The 20,229-nt window shown below is 68.3% G+C and carries 17 protein-coding genes and 1 other RNA gene; 6 read left to right on the forward strand and 12 right to left on the reverse strand.

The genetic code is table 11. From position 1 onward, the window contains the following. Window positions 1-91: 91 nt before the first annotated feature. From HL653_RS04610 to dnaN, 3 genes are all read right to left on the reverse strand, one after another. Window positions 92-1,054, reverse strand: coding sequence for a zinc transporter ZntB (locus HL653_RS04610; RefSeq protein WP_171743476.1), 963 nt, complete (start codon window positions 1,052-1,054; stop codon window positions 92-94). Further along, window positions 1,051-1,800 (reverse strand): bifunctional precorrin-2 dehydrogenase/sirohydrochlorin ferrochelatase, encoded by a 750-nt coding sequence (locus HL653_RS04615; protein WP_171743477.1) that lies wholly within the window; start codon window positions 1,798-1,800, stop codon window positions 1,051-1,053. The genes HL653_RS04610 and HL653_RS04615 overlap by 4 nt, the downstream gene beginning before the upstream one ends. 156 nt (window positions 1,801-1,956) lie before the next feature. After that, complete coding sequence (gene dnaN / locus HL653_RS04620) at window positions 1,957-3,069, reverse strand: DNA polymerase III subunit beta (protein ID WP_171743478.1); 1,113 nt, start codon at window positions 3,067-3,069, stop codon at window positions 1,957-1,959. 137 nt (window positions 3,070-3,206) lie between these two features. On the opposite strand from dnaN, the gene HL653_RS04625 reads away from it, so the two are divergent. The 3 genes from HL653_RS04625 (at window position 3,207) to HL653_RS04635 (ending at window position 6,285) form a co-directional block, all read left to right on the forward strand. Continuing rightward, a complete protein-coding gene (locus HL653_RS04625) occupies window positions 3,207-3,686 on the forward strand; it encodes a hypothetical protein (RefSeq protein WP_171743479.1) in 480 nt (159 codons plus the stop codon). A 151-nt stretch (window positions 3,687-3,837) separates the two neighbouring features. Then, the gene (gene rlmN / locus HL653_RS04630; protein ID WP_171743480.1) at window positions 3,838-5,031 is read left to right on the forward strand and encodes a 23S rRNA (adenine(2503)-C(2))-methyltransferase RlmN; all 1,194 of its coding nucleotides are present in this window, start codon (window positions 3,838-3,840) and stop codon (window positions 5,029-5,031) included. An 18-nt stretch (window positions 5,032-5,049) separates the two neighbouring features. Next, window positions 5,050-6,285: a cyclopropane-fatty-acyl-phospholipid synthase family protein gene (locus HL653_RS04635; RefSeq protein ID WP_171743481.1), complete on the forward strand. Its 1,236-nt coding sequence runs from the start codon at window positions 5,050-5,052 to the stop codon at window positions 6,283-6,285. Between the two features lie 209 nt (window positions 6,286-6,494). Here HL653_RS04635 and HL653_RS04640 read toward each other — a convergent pair whose 3' ends face one another. From HL653_RS04640 to HL653_RS04670, 7 genes are all read right to left on the reverse strand, one after another. After that, window positions 6,495-7,274 (reverse strand): EF-hand domain-containing protein, encoded by a 780-nt coding sequence (locus HL653_RS04640; protein ID WP_216599951.1) that lies wholly within the window; start codon window positions 7,272-7,274, stop codon window positions 6,495-6,497. Window positions 7,275-7,509: 235 nt separating this feature from the next. Next, window positions 7,510-9,003, reverse strand: coding sequence for an RNA polymerase factor sigma-54 (rpoN, locus tag HL653_RS04645; RefSeq protein ID WP_171743483.1), 1,494 nt, complete (start codon window positions 9,001-9,003; stop codon window positions 7,510-7,512). A 131-nt stretch (window positions 9,004-9,134) separates the two neighbouring features. Continuing rightward, window positions 9,135-9,905 (reverse strand): LPS export ABC transporter ATP-binding protein, encoded by a 771-nt coding sequence (lptB, locus tag HL653_RS04650; protein ID WP_171743484.1) that lies wholly within the window; start codon window positions 9,903-9,905, stop codon window positions 9,135-9,137. 198 nt (window positions 9,906-10,103) lie between these two features. After that, on the reverse strand, window positions 10,104-11,285 hold the full coding sequence (locus HL653_RS04655; RefSeq protein ID WP_171743485.1) for a glycosyltransferase family 2 protein: 1,182 nt from the start codon (window positions 11,283-11,285) through the stop codon (window positions 10,104-10,106). Continuing rightward, window positions 11,282-12,469 (reverse strand): glycosyltransferase family 4 protein, encoded by a 1,188-nt coding sequence (locus HL653_RS04660; RefSeq protein WP_171743486.1) that lies wholly within the window; start codon window positions 12,467-12,469, stop codon window positions 11,282-11,284. Before HL653_RS04660 ends, HL653_RS04655 begins: the two co-directional genes overlap by 4 nt. Window positions 12,470-12,692: 223 nt before the next feature. Next, window positions 12,693-13,028 carry a YbaB/EbfC family nucleoid-associated protein gene (locus tag HL653_RS04665; protein ID WP_171743487.1) on the reverse strand — a complete coding sequence of 112 codons (336 nt, stop codon included), beginning with the start codon at window positions 13,026-13,028 and terminating at the stop codon, window positions 12,693-12,695. After that, a complete protein-coding gene (locus HL653_RS04670; RefSeq protein WP_171743488.1) occupies window positions 13,025-14,686 on the reverse strand; it encodes a DNA polymerase III subunit gamma/tau in 1,662 nt (553 codons plus the stop codon). The genes HL653_RS04665 and HL653_RS04670 overlap by 4 nt, the downstream gene beginning before the upstream one ends. A 201-nt stretch (window positions 14,687-14,887) precedes the next feature. Between HL653_RS04670 and HL653_RS04675 the strand changes: the two genes are divergently transcribed. Further along, window positions 14,888-16,177, forward strand: a complete 1,290-nt coding sequence (locus tag HL653_RS04675) for an NF038122 family metalloprotease (RefSeq protein ID WP_171743489.1) — start codon at window positions 14,888-14,890, stop codon at window positions 16,175-16,177. A 107-nt stretch (window positions 16,178-16,284) separates the two neighbouring features. On the opposite strand, the gene ffs is transcribed toward HL653_RS04675, so the two are convergent. Next, window positions 16,285-16,382: signal recognition particle sRNA small type (ffs, locus tag HL653_RS04680), an RNA gene on the reverse strand. Between the two features lie 112 nt (window positions 16,383-16,494). Continuing rightward, window positions 16,495-17,655 (reverse strand): Na+/H+ antiporter NhaA, encoded by a 1,161-nt coding sequence (gene nhaA / locus HL653_RS04685; protein ID WP_171743490.1) that lies wholly within the window; start codon window positions 17,653-17,655, stop codon window positions 16,495-16,497. A gap of 104 nt (window positions 17,656-17,759) precedes the next feature. Here nhaA and HL653_RS04690 point away from each other — a divergent pair, with 104 nt between their 5' ends. Together HL653_RS04690 and HL653_RS04695 are read left to right on the forward strand one after the other, a co-directional pair. Then, a complete protein-coding gene (locus tag HL653_RS04690; protein ID WP_253717538.1) occupies window positions 17,760-19,145 on the forward strand; it encodes a glycosyl transferase family protein in 1,386 nt (461 codons plus the stop codon). After that, a complete protein-coding gene (locus HL653_RS04695; protein WP_171743491.1) occupies window positions 19,142-20,167 on the forward strand; it encodes a hypothetical protein in 1,026 nt (341 codons plus the stop codon). Before HL653_RS04690 ends, HL653_RS04695 begins: the two co-directional genes overlap by 4 nt. The last annotated feature ends 62 nt before the right edge of the window (window positions 20,168-20,229 follow it).

Here is a 20,229-nt window from a genome sequence, read left to right on the forward strand (position 1 = left end):
GGAGGGGCCGACAGCGACCGATCCGCTTCCGCCCCCTCCGTCAGGCTTTGCCTGACACCTCCCCCTGGCGGGGAGGATGAACCTGCGCCCCCTATCGCCGGAACCAGTGTTGCGCGCCGAACCAGGCGCCGCCCACGGCCGCCATCGCCACGCAGAAGATCGCGACGATCCAGAAGCCGGCGCCGTGCTGGAGCGGGATGCCGCCGACGTTCATGCCGAACAGGCCGGTGACGAAGGTGAGCGGCAGGAAGACCAGCGCGACCACCGAGATCAGCAGCGCGCGATCCTCCATCAGCTCGGCACGCAGATCGGTGAGCTGCTCGTGGATCAGCGCCGATCGCTCGCGCACCGATTCCAGTTCCTCGGCCATGCGCGAGAAGCGATCGGCGGCCTCGCGCAGATGGAGGCGATCATCCTCCTCCAGCCAGTGCGCGTCGAGCCCCGCCAAAGCGGTGAGCGCTTCCCGCTGGGGCACGATGAAGCGGCGATAGACGATCGCCTCGGATCGCGCGCGTGCGATCCTGCGGCGCGTGTCATAGGCCTGATCGGGCTCCAGCATCGTCTCGCAATCGTCCACCAGATCGCCGAGATCGGCGATGGTGGGATCGATCTGCTTCGTGATCAGCATCGCCAGATGCGAGACGAAATCGCCCGGATCCTTGATCTGGCCCGCCTCCATCTGCTCGCGCACCACGCCCAGGGTGGCGATCGGGCGATAGCTGACCGAGATCACGCGCCCTTCCTCCAGCCACAGGCGGATCGAGACGAGCGGATCGCCATCGTCGGGCGTGAGCGCGGGGCCGCGCAGATTGACGAGCGCGCCCTCCCCGATCGCCTCGCAGCGCGGGCGCGTCTCCACCGCCGTCAGTGCGTAGGCGACCGTCTCGGGCATGCCACCGTGGGCGCGCAGCCATTCCAGCGTGCCGCCCTCGCGCCCGTCCAGATGCGCCCAGACGAGCCGCGCGGGATCGGGCTGCTGCGCGCACGCCTGCGCCGGCTCCGCCTCATGCCCCTTCCCGTCCGCGCCCAACACGATAGCGAAGCGATTACTCATGCGTTTCCGATCAATTCCACCGACAGGCCCGGCGGCGGCAACGTGGGAACGGGCCCGACGATCCGCACCGCATCAGCGCGCGCGCGATTGAGGATGGCGGCGGGCGCATCGGGGGCGTGATAGATGCGGTCGGCCAGCGCGAGCAGGCGGGCCGCGCGCAGGGTGAGATCGTCGGGATCGCGAGACGTCAGTTCGATCCGCTCCACCCGTGCGGAGGGCTCCTCCCTCTCTTGCGGAGAAAAAGCGGGATCGGCCTGGGCGATCATCGGATCGAGCGGACCGCCCGGCATCAACATTTCAGCGATCGCCCGGCGACGCTCTCCCGCGTCGGGATAAGAAGAGCGGAGCGCTTGCCGCGCCTCCGCCAGCGTGCGCGCCAGCGCGCCGAGCGTATGGGGCAGCAGCACCTCCAACCGCTGGCGCAATGCCGCCGCGAGGCCGGCCGAGGCGCCGCCGGTGCCGATGGCGATCGTCACCGGATCGCGATCGACGATCGCGGGGAGCGTGAAATCGCAGAGATCCGGCCGATCGGCGACGTTCAGGAGAAGCCCGCGCGCGCGGAGGCGTGCGGCGGTGTCATCGGGCTGATCCAGCGCGACGAAGGCCAGCTTTGCGTCGGCCGTCTCATCGACGATCGTCGCGCCCGCGCGCTCCAGCAGGCGCCGCTTGGCCTCGCCCGCCGCTCCCTCGCCCACCAAAATGACAGGCAGGCCGCGCACGCGCACGAAGATGGGAAGGCTCTGCACCCCGGCCTTGTCGCGCGGTCACGATGCCTTGCCAAGCGGGATGCGTCCGGTCGCCGCGACGCGCCAGCAAACCGTCATGCGAGCATGTTCCGGTAGCGACCGGGGCACACCCCGACGCGCTCATCCTTTCGCCCGGGCCTCGCCAGGGCGACGGGATCAGACCCGCATCGGCATCAGCACATACAGCGCCGGCGCCTTGTCATTTTCGCGGATCAGCGTGGGGGCTGCGGCGTCGGCGAGGTGGATCTCCACCGAATCGCCTTCGATCTGGCCGAGAATGTCGAGCAGATAGCGCGCGTTGAAGCCGATCTCGAACGGCAGACTGGTATAGTCGCCGGGGACCTCCTCGGCCGCCGTGCCGTTTTCCGGGCTGGTCACCGAGAGCGTGATCTTGTCGCGCTCCAGCGCCATCTTCACGGCGCGGGTCTTCTCGCTGGCGATGGTGGCGACGCGATCGACGCCATCCTCGAAGCTGCGCGGATCGATCTTCAGCAGCTTGTCATTCCCGGTGGGAATGACGCGGCTGTAATCGGGGAACGTGCCGTCGATCAGCTTGGAGGTGAGGATCGCCGCGCCCATGCCGAAGCGAACCTTGGTGGGCGAGAGCGATACTTCGACCGAACCGTCCACCTCGTCCAGCAGCTTGCGCAGCTCACCCACGCACTTCCGCGGGATGATCACGTCGGGCATGCCCTCGGCGCCGTCCGGACGCGGCACGGTGACGCGCGCGAGGCGGTGGCCATCGGTGGCGGCGGCCTTCAGCACCGGCGTCGCATCGTCCGACACGTGCAGGAAGATGCCGTTCAGATAGTAACGCGTCTCTTCGGTGGAGATGGCGAAGCGCGTCTTGTCGATGATCTGCTTCAGCGTTTCGGCCGGCAGCTCGAACTTGGTCGGCAGCTCGCCTTCCGCAATCACGGGGAAATCGTCGCGCGGCAGCGTCTGCAGATTGAAGCGCGCGCGGCCCGCCACGATCAGCATCTTGCCCTCGGCGGCCGAAAGCTGGACCTGGCTGCCCTCGGAGAGCTTGCGGGCGATATCGAACAGCGTGTGCGCGGGAACCGTGATCGCGCCGGGCGTATCCACCGCGGCGCCGATCGTCTCCACGATCTGGAGATCGAGGTCGGTCGCCATCAGCTTCAGGCCGCCATCGGCCGAAGCCTCCAGCAGCACGTTCGACAGGATCGGTATGGTATTCCTACGCTCCACGACCGATTGCACATGGCTCAGCGCCTTCAACAAGGTCGCTCGCTCGATCGTCGCCTTCATATTCCGCCCCGAAATCCGCTGGGACAAGGCTTATAGCGCGGGCGACCGCCTCCGCCAGAGTTTGTTTGAGCTTTGCGGGAAGGGACTTGTGGATGGCCGCATTGTGCGGGGCCCGCGCATGCAGCAGAGGGGGCGCGATGAAGCGGCGCGCGATCCTGATGGTGACGATGGTGGCGCCGGGCCTGGTCGCCGCATCCGGGCCGCAGGCGATCGGCCAATATGGCCGCTGGGGCGCGTTTCGCACGGCGGACGGCGGCGCCTGTTACGCGATCGCCCAGCCCGCCAGATCAGGAAAGGACGACACCGCCGCGATCACCATCTCGTCCTGGCCCACGCGGCGGCTGTTCCGCCAGATCCACGTGCGGTTTCGGGGAGAGGCGGAGAATGATGCGATGCTGACGATCGCGGATCGCCGCTTCCCGCTGACGACACGCGGTGCCGACGGGTGGCTCGCCTCCAGCCGGGATGGCACGCAGATCATCCGCCTGCTGCGCGATGCCGAAACGCTGCGCGTGATCGCCCGGATCAACGGCCGCCGCGTGACCGACAGCTATGCCCCGGCAGGCGCCGCCAGCGCGATCGATGCCGCCGATGTCGCCTGCCTGCGCGGGCGCTAGATCCAGCGGACACCGCAGGTCTGGTGGTATGAAAGGAAACCGTGCTCCTGCGAGCGGCGTGCCCAAAAGCACACGGCACCGCCCGAATATCCACCCATCCTAGCCGGAGCGGCACATTTTCCCTATATGGGCCGGCATCATGAACGCCCCCATGCCCATCCCCGGACTGATCGATCCCGTGCCCGTGCCGCGCGCGCCAACCCTGCGCCCCGATGGCCGGATCGACCTGATCGGCCTGCCGCGCGAGACGCTGCGCGACGTGCTGGCCGAAGCCGGGCTGGACGCGAAGCAGGCGAAGCTGCGCGCCAAGCAGATCTGGCACTGGATCTACAATCGCGGCGCGCGCGACTTTTCGGCCATGACGGACATCGCCAAGGCGATGCATCCGTGGCTGGAGGAGCGCTTCGTGGTCGGCCGGCCGAGCGTGATGGAGGCGCAAGTCTCCACCGACGGCACGCGCAAATGGCTGCTCCAGTCCGACGACGGCCATGATTACGAGATGGTGTTCATCCCCGATGCGGATCGCGGCACGCTCTGCGTCTCCAGCCAGGTGGGCTGCACGCTCAATTGCAGCTTCTGCCATACGGGCACGATGCGGCTGGTCCGCAACCTGACGGCGGGCGAGATCGTGGGCCAGGTGATGCTGGCGCGCGATGCGCTGGGCGAATGGCCGAGCCAGCCCGAGGGGCGCCTGCTCACCAACATCGTGATGATGGGCATGGGCGAGCCGCTCTACAATTTCGACGCGGTGCGCGATGCGCTGAAGCTGGTGATGGACGGCGACGGCCTCGCGCTCTCCAAGCGGCGCATCACGCTCTCCACCTCGGGCGTGATCCCGATGATGGAACGGGCGGGCGCGGAGATCGGCGTCAATCTGGCCGTCTCGCTCCACGGCGTGACCAAGGAGGTCCGCGACGAGCTGGTGCCGCTCAACAAGAAATACGGGATCGAGGAATTGCTGGCGGCCTGCGCCGCCTATCCCGGCGCCAACAACGCCCGGCGCATCACGTTCGAATATGTGATGCTGAAGGACAAGAATGACAGCGACGATCATGCACGCGAACTCGTGCGCCTGATCCGCCATTATGATCTGCCGGCGAAGGTGAATCTGATCCCGTTCAATCCGTGGCCGGGCAGCGAATATGAATGCTCGACCAAGGAGCGGATCGCACGCTTTTCGGACATCGTGTTCAAGGGCGGCATCTCCGCCCCCGTGCGCACGCCGCGCGGCCGCGACATCGATGCCGCCTGCGGCCAGCTGAAGACCGCGGCCGAAAAAAAGCGCAGAAGTGAGCGGGATCGCGAGGCCGCCGCGACGAATGCAGAGATTGCACTCCCGGCCTGAGCAATTACCTAGCCGGGCATGTGGCTATTCGATCGTGCGTTCAAGAAGCTGATCCGCAAGGGCGAGCTTCAGGTTACCGACTATAAGGGCAGGGTCTATCGCTATGGCGAGCCCGTGCCGGGACGGGAATTGGTGGCGGTGCGCTTCACCGATCGCACCACGCCCGAACGGATCGTTTCCGCCCCCTCGCTCGGCGCGGGCGAGGCCTATATGGATGGGCGCCTGATCATGGAGCGGGGCGACATCCACGCCCTGATCGATCTGGTCACCTGGAACAATCGCTGGGAGAAACGCGGCGACCGCGCCAAGCTGGAGCGCAAGGTGCGGATGCCCGGCCACGATCTCGGCGGCTGGCTGCGGACCTGGAATTACGAGCGCCGCGCCCGGCGCAACGTGGCCCACCATTATGATCTGTCGGCGCGGCTCTACGATCTCTTCCTCGATGTCGACCGCCAATATAGCTGCGCCTATTTCACCGATCCGGGCAACAGCCTGGAACAGGCGCAGATCGACAAGAAGGCGCATATCGCCGCCAAGCTGAAGCTCGATCGGCCGGGCCTGCGCGTGCTGGAGATCGGCTGCGGCTGGGGCGGGCTCGCGCTCTACATCCACGAAAAGACCGGCGCCGAAGTGCTGGGCATCACCCTGTCCGAAGAGCAATTGATCGTCGCGCGCCAGCGGGCCGAGGCGGCGGGCGTGGCGGACAAGGTGAAGTTCGAGCTGATCGACTATCGCGCGATGACGGGCAAATATGACCGGATCGTCTCAGTCGGCATGTTCGAGCATGTCGGGCCCGGCCATTTCCGCCAGTTCTTCGCCCGCTGTCGCAAGCTTCTGGCCGATGACGGCGTGATGCTGCTGCACACGATCGGCCGGATGGGCGCGCGCCGCCCGACCGATCCATGGACGGTCAAATATATCTTCCCCGGCGGCTATATCCCGACGCTTTCCGAAATCGCCGAGGCGACCGAGGCGGTGCGGCTGATCACCACCGACGTGGAGACGCTGCGCCACCATTATGGCCATACGCTGGAGCGGTGGCTGCGCCGCACACAGGCCGCGAAGGCCGAGATCGAGGCGATGTACGATCCACGCTTCTACCGGATGTGGGAATTCTACCTCGCCGGATCGATGACCGGATTCTTCAACGGGCAGATGGTGAATTATCAGCTGCAATATGTGCGCGATCGCACCGCGCTGCCGATCACGCGCGATTATATCGCGGAGGCGGAGACGGCGCTGCGGGGCGAGTAAGGCGGGACTGATTAGCCCTAACGTCATCCCGGACTTGTTCCGGGATACACGGTGCGGCTGGATCAGCGGCGTCGAATTTGCCGCTCGGTGGATCCCGGAACAAGTCCGAGATGACGATGGGCTTTATTCGAGCACCTTGACCATCCGCCCCGCCTTCCGCAGACGGCCGGCGCCGCTCCTCCGCTGGGGAAGGAGCGACGCCTCCGGGATCACTTTCCCTCCGGCCCCCCGTGGCGACGATCGCCGTCCGGGCCGTCGCCGTGCATCCGGTGCTGCATCGCGACGATCATCTCGTCCCGATCGATCACGCCGTCATGATTGACGTCGGCCTTGTCGAACGCGGCGAGCGCGGCCTTCTGCGCCTCGGCCAGCGTGACCTTGCCATCGTGGTTCGCATCAGCCTTTTCCAGCATGCGGCCGCCGCCCATCATGCCGAAGCCGGGGCCGCCATGGCCACGCATGCCCATGCGGCCCATCCGACCGGGGCCTTCGCCGGGACCATCCGGTCCGGGGCCGCGCATATGATCGGGACCACCGGGTCCGCCAGGTCCGTCGCGACCGTCAGGACCATCCGGACCGCCGCGCCCCTCGGGACCGCGCGGGCCACGCTCGCCCGGCGGGGGCGGCGGCGGCGCATCGAATTCGGCGCGCGAGATCGATCCGTCCTTGTTCGTATCCAGCATCGCGAACATCCGATCGCGATCCGCCTTCATATCGGCCTCGCGGTCGGCGCGGCGCTTGGCGACCATCGCGACGCGATCAGCATCGTCGAACACGCCATCCTTGTTGAGATCCAGCATCGCGAAATGCTGGGCGACCATCGCCGGCACGTCCGCGCGCTTCAGCGGTTCCCGCATCGGCCGGTGGCCTTCCATGCCGCCCGGCGGCGGGGGCGGCGGCATCATGCCCGCGCCGTCGCCGGCATTCTGCGCGACCGCGGCGCCCGCCATCAGGACGCCCAGCGCCGCGCCCGTGAGAAATTTACGCATCCGATCCACTCCAGCTATGCGACCCATCGCCGCAGCATGACCTCTCTGTGCGAGTCGTCTTGCACGGATAGTTCGATGGCGATGCGATGTTGCGATGCTGACATGTTGAGCGGTTCGGCAAAGCCGAACCGGGCGGCACCGGCCCGCTCCCCCACCCCACCTCCCAATCAGGATACTCTGTGGGAGGTCGGGAGGGGGAGCGGGCCGGTGCCGCCATCCGCGTGAGCGGATCAGACTAACGCGCCAGCGCCCTCGCCCGGCGACGCTGCACCGACGAGCCCAGCCCGATCGCCTCGCGATATTTGGCCACCGTGCGCCGCGCGAGGCCGAAGCCCTTGGCGTTCAACAGCTCGACCAGCTTGTCGTCGGACAGGATATCGTCGCCTTCCTCGGCGATGAGCCTGGCGATCTGGCTCTTCACCGCCTCGGCCGAGACGGCATCGCCCCCGTCCGTGCCGGCGACACCGCTCGTGAAGAAATATTTGAGCTCGTAGAATCCGCGCTCGCACGAGAGATATTTGTTCGAGGTGACGCGGCTGACGGTGGATTCGTGCATGCCGATCGCATCCGCCACCGTCCTCAGCGTGAGCGGCTTCAGGTGGCTGACGCCCTGCAGGAAGAAGCCCTCCTGCTGCTTCACGATCTCGGTCGTGACCTTCATGATCGTGCGCGCGCGCTGATCCAGCGCCTTCACCAGCCAGTTGGCGCTGGCGAGGCAATCCGCGACCCATGCCTTGGACTGGCGATTGGCGGCGCCCGCGCTCAGCTCGGCATGATAGCGCCGATCGACCAGCACGCGCGGCAGGGTGGCGCTGTTCAGCTCGATCTGCCAGCCGCCGCGAAGCCGCCCGACGAACACATCGGGGGAGACGGGGGTGGCGGGCTCGCCGCCAAATTTCAGGCCGGGCTTCGGATCGTAATTGCGAAGCTCCCGGATCATGTCCGACAGATCTTCCTCATCCACCATGCAGATGCGGCGCAGCTGGGCGAGCTGGCCGCGCGCGAGCAGATCGAGATGATCGAGCAGGGCCGCCATGGCGGGATCGTAGCGATCCACCTCGCGCGCCTGAATGGCGAGGCATTCGGCCAGATTGCGGGCGCCGACGCCTGACGGATCGAAGCTCTGGATCACGGCCAGCACCGGCTGCACCTGCGACAGTTCCAGCCCGAGCTGCGCCGCCAGATCGTCGAGCGGCTCGGTCAGGTAACCGGCATCGTCGATCGCATCGATCAGGCGGTGCGCGATCAGCAGGGCGATCCCGTCCAGCCGCTCGCCCGCCTGCGCGGCGAGGTGATCGTGGAGCGAGAGCGCGGTGGCTGCGACCGTGTCGAAATCGAAGCCCTCGTCGGAGAGGGAGCCGCCGCTCTGCCCGCCCGCATCGATCGCGCTGTCGTGGTGGAAGGTTTCCTCGCCATAATCGACGTCGAGCGGGGCATCGGCGTCCGCATCGCCCGCCACCACCAGCCGATCGGCGGTGGGAGGATCATCGGGGAGATCGCCGCCAAGATCCCCGGCCGCGTCCCCGGCCCATTCGCCGTCCGGATCGGGCGCGGGCGCCTCGCCCTCCTCCGGGCCGCCGGTCAGCAGCGGGTTCTTCTCGATCTCCTCGGCGATGAACGCCTCGATCTCGAGATTGGAGAGCGCCAGCAGCTTGATCGCCTGCTGCAGCTGCGGCGTCATCACCAGCGACTGGGATTGCCGCAGGTCGAGGCGCGGGGCGAGGCTCATGGCTTCAGCGGGCCGCAATCAATCGTTCGTGCTGAGCGAAGTCGAAGCACGGCTACACAGGACATCGCTTGCAGCACGTCCTTCGACTTCGCTCAGGACGAACTGGGTTCCTGAGGAGGCCGGTGCCACTGCTATAGCTCGAAGCTCTCGCCCAGATACAGGCGGCGCACATCCTCGTTCGCGACGAGATCGGCCGGGCTGCCCTGGAAGAGGACGCGGCCATCATAGATGATGCAGGCGCGATCGACGATGTCGAGCGTCTCGCGCACGTTATGATCGGTGATCAGCACGCCGATGTCGCGCCGCTTCAGATCCTTCACCAGATCGCGAATGTCGCTGATCGAGATGGGATCGATGCCGGCGAACGGCTCGTCCAGCAGCATGATCGAGGGATCGGCGGCGAGGCTGCGCGCGATCTCGCAGCGGCGACGCTCGCCGCCCGACAGCGCGGTGGCGGGCGCATCGCGCAACCGCTCCAGATGGAATTCGCCCAGCAGCGATTCGAGCCGCTCGGCGCGCACGGCCTTGTCCGGCTCGGACACTTCCAGCACGGACATGATGTTCTGAGCGACCGACAGCCCCCGGAAGATCGAGGTTTCCTGCGGCAGATAGCCGAGGCCCAGGATCGCGCGGCGATACATGGGCAGGCCGGTGACATCGTTGCCGTCGAGCAGGATACGGCCCGCATCGGGCTTCACGAGGCCCATGACGGAATAGAAACAGGTCGTTTTGCCGGCGCCGTTCGGGCCGAGCAGGCCGACCACTTCGCCGCGCGCGACCTCCAGACTCACGTCATGAAGCACCTGGCGCTTGTCATAAGCCTTGGCGATCGAAACGATCGCGAGCCCCGATGCCTGATCGGGCACGTGGGGCGCGGAGGCCGTGAGAGACATCTCGTTCATCGCTCCGCGTTACCCGTTCGGGCGGCGAACGGCAATTCGGCTTGCTTCTTGCAGGTTAGGAAGAGCCCTTTGATGCGCCTGACGGCGCGGTGCCGCACCAGCCCGCTCCCCCACCCGGCCTCCCATCTAGGATACTCTGCTTGGGAGGCCGGGGGAGCGGCCACGGTTCAGCAGAGCTGAGCCGTCTCAAGGAATCACTCAGTCGACGCGCTCGGTGCGAATCCAGTCTGGAGTTTCTTTCCCGCGCACGATCTTCGCGTAGAGGGCGAGCTTCCAGCCCATGTAGAGCGGCAGGCGGATGAGCGTCGAAGCGGAGAGCATCGCGCGGCCGGCGGCGGCCCAGGCGGCCAGCACCGCCATCACCACCAGCCCGGCCAGCCCGATCATCGCGACCGGCGCCGCCAAAGGCGCCGCGCCGATCAGCCAGAGCAGCAGCCACAGCAGCACGGCCGCACCGTTCAGCATCAGCAACAGGGTGAGCGGGGCGGTGAGCAGGTGCAGGCCCATCCACAGCATCTGCCAGTCGAGCCGGGCGAGGCCGCGCAGCAGCAGAGGCAGGCCGAAGCCGCGCGCGGTGGCGAGGAAGCCGCCCTCCCAGCGCGCGCGCTGCGTGCCGGTGCCCTGCTCGCTGGAGGGATTGGACCAGATGGTCGCACGCGGCTCGAACACCGGCGGCTGGCTGCGGCGGACGAGATCGACGCCGAGCGCCAGATCCTCGACGATATTGCCCGTCGCCAGATCGAGCGACGCATAAAGCGGCCACGGAAAGGCCATGCCGGAGCCGGTGAGCAGAGCGGGCGCGCCGATGCGGCGGCCGCCGCGCTGGCGCACCAGATTCTTCACGAGCATCGCGAAATTGGAGATCTGCACGATCGGGCCGCCATCGCGGCGCGGCGCGAACAGATAGCTGGCCTGCACGGCGCGGCCATATTTCTCCGAGGTCGCGGCCAGCCGCGCGATGGCGCCGGCGGCGGGCGTGCAATCGGCATCGACGACGATCACGGTGGCGGGAGGTGCCGCCATCAGAGCCGCCTTGCCACCCGCCAGCGCATAGCCCTTCCCGCGCCGATCGGGCTCATTCAGCACATGGACCTCGGCGCCGCCCGCACGCGCCTGCTCGGCGGTGGCATCGCTGCAATTGTGCGCGACGACGAGGACGCGCGTGCCAGCGGGCGATTCGGCGATCATCTTCTCCACCGAGGCGCGAACCACGCTTTGCTCGTTATGCGCGGGCACGATCAGGGCGATCGATCCGGTGGGGCGGGCAAGGCCGCCCGTGTCGTTGCCGCGCAGGCCCAACAGCACCTCGATCAGGAACACCCCGTCCGTGACGATCAGGGGCACGCACAGGATCGCAGCAAGGAACCCGAGGATCATCATGCGCGGAACAGCTCCGCCATCGCGGCGCCATTGGCGCGCGCGTCGTGGCGGGCGAGAACGCGGGCGCGGCCTACCTCCCCCATCGCGCGCAGATCGGCCGGATCGGCGGCGAGGGCTGCGGCCATCGCATCACACAGGGCCTCGATCGATCCGGCGGGGACGACCCAGCCGCAGCTGGCATCCACCAGTTCGGGCACGCCCGCGATGGCGGTGGTGACGACGGGCACGCGGAGCGCGAGCGCCTCCATGATGACGACCGGCAGGCCTTCCGCGAAGCTGGGCAGCACCATCGCGCGGGACGCGAGCAGGCGCGCGCGGACGCCCGCCGCATCGAGATAGCCGGTGATCGCGATAATCTCGCCAAGGCCGTGATCGGCGATGGCGGCTTCGATCTCTTTCCGCATCTCGCCGTCGCCCACCAAAGTCAGGTGGAAGGGGACACCCCGCGCCCGCAATGCGGCGGCGGCCTCGATCAGCAGAGGCAGGCCCTTCTGCGCGCTCAGGCGGGCGACGCAGCACAGCTCGGCGGCGGAGACGGGTGGCGCAGGTGGCGCCGAAGCGAAGCCCTCGTCGATGCCGCAGCGGACGACGTTCAGCTTTTGCCACTGGGCGGGCTTCGTCCAGCGCATCAGCTGGCTCCGGCCGAAATCGCTGATCGCGACCACCTGGGCGGCATCCACGATCTTGGCGGGCAGATCGAGCGCACCGGGCGCATCGAACTCCTCCGGCCCATGGACCGTGAAACTGTAGGGAATGCCCGACAGGAGATGGACGAGCCGGGCGACGGCGGCGGGATTGGTGCCGAAATGGGCGTGGAGCCGATCGACGCCTGCCAGAGCACGCGCGAGCCAGCAGGCCTCGACCAGATAGATCAGGTGACGCAGCGCGATCTTGGGACGCCCCTGCCCCATCGCGATCGCGGCCTTTAGCGCGCCGAGAAAGCGACCGGGCCTGGCGAGCGCCATCTTCGCCGCCGCGCACAGCAAGGCCGATTTGGGCTGACCGAGGATGACGGTGGTGCGATCCAGCTCGGCGCGATCGGCAGCATCGGGCAGCGACGCATCGGGCGGGCGGATCGAGAAGCGCAGGACATCGACCCCCGCCGCCTCCACGCCCGCAATCTCGCGGCGGATGAAGCTGTGGCTGACGGCCGGATACCGGTTCACGAGATAGGCGACGCGCATTTTCCCCCGAACGTCTGCCTGCAAAGGATGGTGACGGGGTTAACGCGCGATTGTTTCACCGTCCAGCGGGTGAAACCAAACCCCCGTTTGCCCTGAGCTTGTCGAAGGGCAGTCCTTCTTCCGCGCCGACGGAGAAGAAGGACAGTGCCCTTCGACTGCCCGCCTGCGGCAGTCGCTCAGGACAGGCCCCGACAGGCTCAGCACAAACGGGAAAAGAGAGGGATCAGAACGGCAGCTTGAAGCCCGGCGGCAGCGGCAGGCCCGCCGTCATCTTGCCCATTTCCTCGTTGCCGGCGGCATCCGCCTTGCCGCGCGCGTCGTTCAGCGCGGCGGCGATCAGATCCTCCAGCATCTGCTTTTCGGACAGGACCATCAGCGAATCGTCGATCGCGACGCCGATGATGCGGCCCTTGGCGGTGGCGCGGATCTTGACGAGACCGCCGCCGGCGACGCCCTCCACCTCGATCTTGTCGAGCCCGGCCTGGGCATCGGCCATCTGCGACTGGATATTGCCGGCCATCGCCTGCGCGGCGGCCATCAGTTCGTTCAGATCCTTCATCGCGACATACTCCTGGATTCGTCGGGCGCGTAGCCGATCAGCTCCGCATCGGGAAAGGCGGCGAAAGCGGCGGCCACGACCGGCGCTGCCAAGATGGCATCGCGCGCCGCATTTTCACGGGCCCTGTCCTCATCGTCGAGCGAGGGCTTGCCGATGCCGTCCGCCACCGTGATCGACCAGACGACGCCGGGCCGCGCCTTGCGGAGGCAATCCTGCAGTGGGCGGACATCCTCCGCCTTGAGGCCGGAACCCGCCGCCACCAGCAATTCGGGCGCGGCGAAGCGGATGAAGCGCAGCCGGCGGATCGTGACCGCCCATGTCTTCGCGGTGGGGACCGGGCTCTGGTCCATCAGATCGAACAAGGCCTGCGGGCTATCGGGCAGAGCGGGCGGCTGCGGCGGCTCCTCGCGCTGGACGGCGACGGGCGCGGCGGCGGCGACCGGCGCGCTCGCTGCTGCGGGAGGCGGGCTGGAGCCTGGGACCAGGGCCGATACCTCGCCCGAACGGAGGCGCTTCGCCAGATCCTGCGGATCGGGCAGCTGGCTGGCGTGAACGACGCGGAGCAGGGCCATCTCGGCCGCCTCGCGCGGCAGCACCGCCGTCTGCACCTCGCCATGGCCCTTGAGCAGCAATTGCCACAGGCGATGGAGCGTGGCGAAACCCATCCGGCTCGCCCAATCGGCGAACGCCTCGCGCTCTTCCACCGACAGCGCGGGATCGTCGGCCCCGCCCACCTTGGCGCGGGTGACGCCGTGGACGGTTTCCAGCAGGCCCTTGAGCATCGCGGCGGGCTCCACGCCCAGCGCATGCTGCTGCGCGACCGAGCCCAGCACGCCCGGCACGTCGCCCGCCAGCAATTGCCCGAACAGCCGCCGGATCGCGCCGCGATCGGACAGGCCGAGCATGTCGCGCACCTGCGCGGCGGTGACGCCGCCACCAGCCGCGCCGTGCGCGATCGCCTGATCGAGGATCGAGAGGCCGTCGCGCGCCGAGCCTTCGGCCGCGCGCGCCACCAAGGCCAGCGCCTCGGGCTCGACCTCGACGCCCTCCTCCGTGGCGACCTTCGCGAAATGGGCGGCGAGGCTGTCGGCCGGAATGCGGCGCAGATCGAAGCGCTGGCAGCGCGACAGCACCGTGACCGGCACCTTGTTCACCTCCGTGGTGGCGAACAGGAATTTCACATGCGCCGGCGGCTCCTCCAGCGTTTTCAGAAGCGCGTTGAACGCATTCTTCGAGAGCATGTGGACTTCGTCGATGATGTAGACCTTGTAGCGCGCCGAGACGGCCGCGTAGCGCACCGCCTCGATGATCTCGCGCACGTCGTCCACGCCGGTATGGCTGGCGGCGTCCATCTCCACCACGTCGATGTGGCGGCCCTCGGCGATGGCGACGCAGGGCTCGCACTGCCCACAGGGATCGATCGTGGGGCCGCCCTGCCCGTCCGGCCCGATGCAGTTGAGCGCCTTGGCGATCAGGCGCGCCGTGGAGGTCTTGCCGACACCGCGCACGCCGGTGAGCAGGAAGGCATGGGCGAGACGATCGCGGCGGATCGCATTGCCCAGCGTCTGCACCATCGCATCCTGCCCGATCAGCTCCGTAAAGCGCTGCGGCCGATATTTGCGCGCGAGGACACGATAGACGGGTGGGGAGTCGGACATGGGCACAGCCTAGCGCCTCCGACGCGGCGCGTCATTCCCCGGCGCGCGTCCCTTCCGGACAGGGCGATATCCGCGACCGCGCATTTTTCCGTCGATAGCGGGCGGATCCACCTTGACGCGCCGCAGCATTCGTTCAGTATCGTTAATGAACAATTAACAAACTGGAAACATCGCCGACAGATTCAAAGAGGGGGTAAGAGTATGGTGCGCGCCCGTATCCGGCTTCTTGTTGCGTCCGTGATCGCCTTCGCCGCTGCCACGACGCAGCCCGCGCAGGCGGTGACCTTCAACCTCAACGATGTCGGAGGCGCCGGACAGGGGACGCTGGCCCGACAGGGCTTCGACATCGCCACCAAATTCTGGTCCTCGGTGCTGACCGACAATGTGACCATCAATCTGAACATCGGCTTCGAGAGTCTGGGCAGCAACATCCTCGGCCAGACGGGCAGCAATTCGCAGATCGCCTATCTCGCGGACGTCTATGGCGCGCTGGCCGCCGACCGGACATCCCTGCTCGACCAGAGCGCGGTGGCGCATCTGCCGACGCCGCAAGGCCCGGACGGCAGCGTCTCCATGGTCGTCAACAACTTCGCCGATCCCGCCACGCGGTCCGGCTATACGGACGCCAGCCAGCGCTTCGACAATGACGGCTCGGCGAACAATTTCGCGCTGGAGGTCAACACCGCCAATCTGAGGGCGCTGGGCATCACACAGGACGCCTTCGGCGCGCCGATCGACAGCAATCCCGACGGCACGATCATCTTCAGCACCGATTTCGCATTCGATTTCGATCCGACCGACGGGATCACGACCGGAAGCTCCGATTTCATCGCCGTCGCCATCCACGAGATCGGCCATGCGCTGGGCTTTGTCAGCGGAGTGGATACTTACGACATCGTGTCGGGCCCCAACAGCCCGATCATCGACCCGGACAATCTGCCCATCACCTACGCGCAGGCGCTGGAACTGGGCCTGCTGACCGACGATGGCAGCTCCAATCTCGAAGATTTCGCGCTGGGCAACACGCTCGATCTCTTCCGCTATAACGAAGCAGGCCTGCTCGACTGGTCGACCAGCGATGGCCGCAAGATCTTCTCCGTCGACGGACAGACCGCCGTCTACGGCACGGGCGCCTTCTCGCTCGGATCGTTCAACGGCGACGGGAATCAGGCGTCGCACTGGCTGCAGCCCGCCGACCAGTCGACGCGCGATGCCGCCTGCAGCAATTTCCTGGGGATCATGAACCCCTATCTCTGCCGAGGTCAGAGCGGTTCGATCAGCGGGCTCGATCTGGCCGCGATGGACGCGATCGGCTGGGATCTGGCCGCCAACGTGCGCGATCAGGCCAGCTACAGCTTCAGCACGGCGGACGCCTATCGCGCCTTCGCATCGGGCGTGCCGGAGCCCGCGACCTGGGCGGAACTGGTGCTGGGCTTCGGCCTGATCGGCGCGGGTGCGCGGCGCCATCGCAGGCGGCTCGCCCCGGCCTGAGGCGGGATTTCGGCGAAGATGGGGTCCGGGGCCGCAGGCGTTTCGCCTGACGCTCCGGGCTCCTGTTTCGCAGAAGGACCGGCGCGATACGCTGAGCTTTGCCTGAAAGCGGTGGGAGCCGGAACGACCCGATACGAAATCGTTGCGGCTGCTTCCTTCCGGACCTGACCGGGTTGGCGACGGCACCGTCCGCCCGACTCCCGTGCGGGCATATGGTCGAGAGGGGGCGGGCTGGCAAGTGCCGCGCCAGAGGCGCACTCAGAGCCTGTCTGGAAATGCGAGGAAGATCGCATTTCGAGGGGCCGCAAGGCGCAACCCTAAACAATCTCGGCGGGATGCGGCCGGGCGAAGCGCAGCACCCCATAACCCACGATCGCGGACAGCAGCGATCCGGCCAGCACGCCCAGCTTCACCTCCGCCAACATCGGCCCGTCGCCAAAAGCGAGGCCGCCGACGAACAGGCTCATCGTGAAGCCGATGCCGCCCAGTATCGCCGCGCCGTAAAGCTGGAGCCCGCTCGCACCCTCCGGCCGGGGCGCCAGCCGGAAATGCAGGCAGGCGAAGGTGCCGAGGCCGATCCCCGCCTGCTTGCCGAGGAACAGCCCCGCCGCGATCGCCAGCGGCAACGGTGCCGCCAGCGCGCCGAGCCCAAGCCCCGCCAGCGAGACGCCCGCATTGGCGAAACCGAACATCGGCACCACCCCGAAGGCGACCCAGGGGTGCAGCCGGTGTTCCAGATCGTGCAGCGGTGCCGAGCCGCCATGGCCCCGCAGCGGAATCGTCAGCGCCGCCAGCACGCCGGCCACGGTGGCGTGGACGCCCGAGCGATAGATGGCGACCCAGAGCAGGGCCGCCAGCACGGCATAGGGCCACAGCCGATCCACGCCGCGCCGGTTGAGCAGGAGCATCACGGCGAGGATCGCGGCGGCGGCGGCCAGCATCACGCCATCGACCGCCGCCGTATAGCCGAAGGCGATGATCAGCACCGCGCCGATATCGTCCACCACGGCCACGGTGGTAAGGAACAGGCGGAGCGCGGGCGGCACGCGCGGGCCCGCCAGCAGCAGGATCGCCTGGGCGAAGGCGATATCGGTCGCCGCCGGGATCGCCCAACCGCGCGCCAGCGCCGGATCGCGCGCGGCGAACAGGAGATAGACGATCGCGGGGACGATCATGCCCGCAGCCGCGACGATCACCGGCAGCACGCGCGCTCCGGCATCGCTGAGCGAGCCTTCCAGCACTTCGCGCTTCACCTCCAGCCCCACCAGCAGGAAGAAGAGCGCCATCAGTGCATCGTTGATCCAGTGGGCGACGCTGAGCGGCCCGATATGCGCGTGCAGCGCCTCCTGATATTCGGACGCATAAGGCGAATTGGCCACGATCAGGGCCAGCGCGGCCGCCGCGATCAGCAGGATGCCCCCGGCCGCCTCCATCCGGAAAAAGGCGGAGGTCGTGGAAAGGAGCGTCTTGGTCGCCATCGGCCCGGGCTAACCTGCGGAAGCGGGCCCGGCAATCCGCGATTCCCGCTTGCGCCCGACCATCCGCGACCTACGCTCCACCCCGGGGACAGGGGGGCGATCGATTGGGGGCGATCGAGAGCGCGGCGCAGGCCGCGGCGTGGCTGCTCGCCGCGCTGACGCGCGAACTGGGGCTGTTCGCGGCGATCGGCCTCGCCGTCGGCGGGCTGGACGATCTCGCCGTGGATGGGCTGTGGATCGGCCGCAGCCTGTGGCGGCGCGCGACCGTCTATCGCCGCCACGCGCGCATGACGATGGCGACGCTGCCGCCCCCGGAGGAGCCCGGCGCCATCGCCATCTTTATCGGCGCCTGGTCCGAATCCGCCGTCATCGGCGCGATGCTGCGAGCGGCGCTGGCCGGGATCCGGCACGGCGATTATCGGATCTATGTCGGCACCTATCCCAATGATCCGGAGACGGAGCGCGCCGTGCTGGGTGTCGGCGATGCGCGGATCCGCAGGGTAGGCGGCGTGCTGCCGGGGCCGACCACCAAGGCCGAATGCCTGAACCGCATCTGGCAGTCGATGCTGGCCGACGAGCGGGCATCGGGCCGCCGCTTCAAGGCGATCGTGCTGCACGACGCCGAGGACGTGATCCACCCGCACGAACTGGACCTCTACGACCGGATGATCGAACGCTTCGATCTCGTCCAGATTCCCGTGCTGCCGCTGCTCGCGAACGAGAGTCGCTGGGCCTGGACGATTTCGGCCACCTATGCGGACGAGTTCGCCGAATCGCACCAGAAAAGCCTGGTCCTGCGCGAGGCGGTGGGCGCGGCGGTGCCCTCCGCCGGGGTGGGCTGCGCGATCCAGCGCGCGATGATGGCGCGGATCGCCGAGCAAGGCGGCGGCCTGCCTTTCTCCGCCGACAGCCTGACCGAGGATTATGAGCTCGGCCTGCGCGTGCGCGCGATGGGCGGGCGGAGCGCATTCATCGCGATGCCCGTGGCGCCGGGAAAGGGGCTGGTGGCGGTGCGGGCCCATTTCCCGGAAACGATCGAGGCGGCCGTCCGCCAGAAGACGCGCTGGATCATCGGCATCGCGCTGGCAGGATGGGACAGGCTGCGCTGGGACGGCGGCGTTACCGAGCGCTGGATGCGGCTGCGCGACAGGCGGGCACCGATCGCCGCGCTGGTGCTGGCAGTCGCTTACGGTGCGCTCCTTCTCTCGATCGTCTGCCGGATCGCCGGGATCCGCCCGGACTGGCCGGACGCGCTGGAGCCCATCCTGACGCTGACAGGCGCGCTGCTCGTCTGGCGGCTCGCGATGCGCGCCCTGTTCGTAACGAAGGCCTATGGCTGGCGCGAGGGGCTGTGCGCGATCCCGCGCGTGTTCATCGCCAACATCATCGAGATCGCGGCGGCGTGGCGGGCGGTGCTGCATTACGTGCCGGGCACGACGCCCATATGGGACAAGACGCGCCATCGCTTTCCCGAGAGGGTCGGCGAATGAAGGGCCGCCAGGGGCGATTCCTGCTGATCGTGATCGGCGGCTGGGCGCTGGCGCGGGCCGCGATGCTGTGGCCGACGGAAACGCCGCTGGCCGGAGAGGCGGAGCGGATGGCCGACAGCGAAGGCGGCGAGCGATCGCGACGACGCGCGCCGCCGCGCGTGCCCGTTCTGGCGTTGCCCCCCGGCCGTGAGGCGAGCCGGAGAAGCAAACGGGGCCCTCTCATGGCCAGGCCGGCCATCCGGACGATCCACGGGTTCCTACCCTCTCCTTCCGCCCCTTCCGTGGTGCGGATCGACGCGCCTCCGGTCGAAGAGCCCGGAAGCACGCCGCCTCGTATCGAACCCGGCGAGAGCCCCGCGCCGCCCTCCCCGCCTGCGCCACGCCCGGCGTCGCGAGACCGCATCGAGGCGCAGGCCTATCTCTTCATCCGCCCCGGCAGCGGGCGGGCGCTGGCTGCGGGCAGCGCGCTGGGCGGGAGCCAGGCCGCCATCCGGATCGCCGTTCCGATCGACGGGCATGGCCATGTCGCGGCCGCCGCCCGCGTTTACGCGCCGCTCGCGGCGAAGGGCGCCGAGGCCGCTCTGGGCATCGATTGGCGCCCGCTCGCGAACCGCGCGCTGCGCGTCTCGGTCGAGCGGCGCCAGCGGTTCGACTCCGCCGGCCGCTCCGCCTGGTCGGCTTATGCTGCCGGGGGAGTCTATCGGGCGCTCGGCCCGGGCTTGCTGCTGGATGCCTATGCGCAGGCCGGCATCGTGGGCGCGCGGCAGCGCGACCGGTTCGCCGACGGCGCGATCAGGATCGAGCGGCCCGCGACGATCGGCCCCGTCGCGATCGGCCTCGGCGGCGGGCTCTGGGGCGCCGCCCAGCCGGGTGCCGCGCGGCTCGATATCGGCCCGCGCGCCGTTGCCCGCCTGCCCGTCGCCGATCATGTGCTGAGCCTCGCCGTCGAAGGCCGCTTTCGCGTGGCGGGCAACGCGCGGCCCGGATCCGGTGTCGCGATGACGCTCGCGGCGGACCTTTGAGGCGCCTCCGCGCTTGCCTATATCGCACAGGCCCGCCTAAGCGCTGGCTTCCTTTCCTTTCC

It is taken from the genome of Sphingomonas sp. AP4-R1 (assembly GCF_013113735.1).
Lineage (GTDB): Bacteria > Pseudomonadota > Alphaproteobacteria > Sphingomonadales > Sphingomonadaceae > Sphingomonas_I.

Coding starts and splice junctions, on each gene's coding strand:
- HL653_RS04670 (WP_171743488.1), bottom strand. CDS start 14,686: ATGTCCGACTCCCCACCCGTCTATCGTGTCCTCGCGCGCAAATATCGG.
- rpoN (WP_171743483.1), bottom strand. CDS start 9,003: ATGAGCCTCGCCCCGCGCCTCGACCTGCGGCAATCCCAGTCGCTGGTG.
- HL653_RS04655 (WP_171743485.1), bottom strand. CDS start 11,285: ATGATGATCCTCGGGTTCCTTGCTGCGATCCTGTGCGTGCCCCTGATC.
- lptB (WP_171743484.1), bottom strand. CDS start 9,905: ATGAACGAGATGTCTCTCACGGCCTCCGCGCCCCACGTGCCCGATCAG.
- HL653_RS04625 (WP_171743479.1), top strand. CDS start 3,207: ATGAAGCGGCGCGCGATCCTGATGGTGACGATGGTGGCGCCGGGCCTG.
- dnaN (WP_171743478.1), bottom strand. CDS start 3,069: ATGAAGGCGACGATCGAGCGAGCGACCTTGTTGAAGGCGCTGAGCCAT.
- HL653_RS04660 (WP_171743486.1), bottom strand. CDS start 12,469: ATGCGCGTCGCCTATCTCGTGAACCGGTATCCGGCCGTCAGCCACAGC.
- rlmN (WP_171743480.1), top strand. CDS start 3,838: ATGCCCATCCCCGGACTGATCGATCCCGTGCCCGTGCCGCGCGCGCCA.
- HL653_RS04695 (WP_171743491.1), top strand. CDS start 19,142: ATGAAGGGCCGCCAGGGGCGATTCCTGCTGATCGTGATCGGCGGCTGG.
- HL653_RS04640 (WP_216599951.1), bottom strand. CDS start 7,274: ATGCGTAAATTTCTCACGGGCGCGGCGCTGGGCGTCCTGATGGCGGGC.
- HL653_RS04610 (WP_171743476.1), bottom strand. CDS start 1,054: ATGAGTAATCGCTTCGCTATCGTGTTGGGCGCGGACGGGAAGGGGCAT.
- HL653_RS04665 (WP_171743487.1), bottom strand. CDS start 13,028: ATGAAGGATCTGAACGAACTGATGGCCGCCGCGCAGGCGATGGCCGGC.
- HL653_RS04675 (WP_171743489.1), top strand. CDS start 14,888: ATGGTGCGCGCCCGTATCCGGCTTCTTGTTGCGTCCGTGATCGCCTTC.
- HL653_RS04635 (WP_171743481.1), top strand. CDS start 5,050: ATGTGGCTATTCGATCGTGCGTTCAAGAAGCTGATCCGCAAGGGCGAG.
- nhaA (WP_171743490.1), bottom strand. CDS start 17,655: ATGGCGACCAAGACGCTCCTTTCCACGACCTCCGCCTTTTTCCGGATG.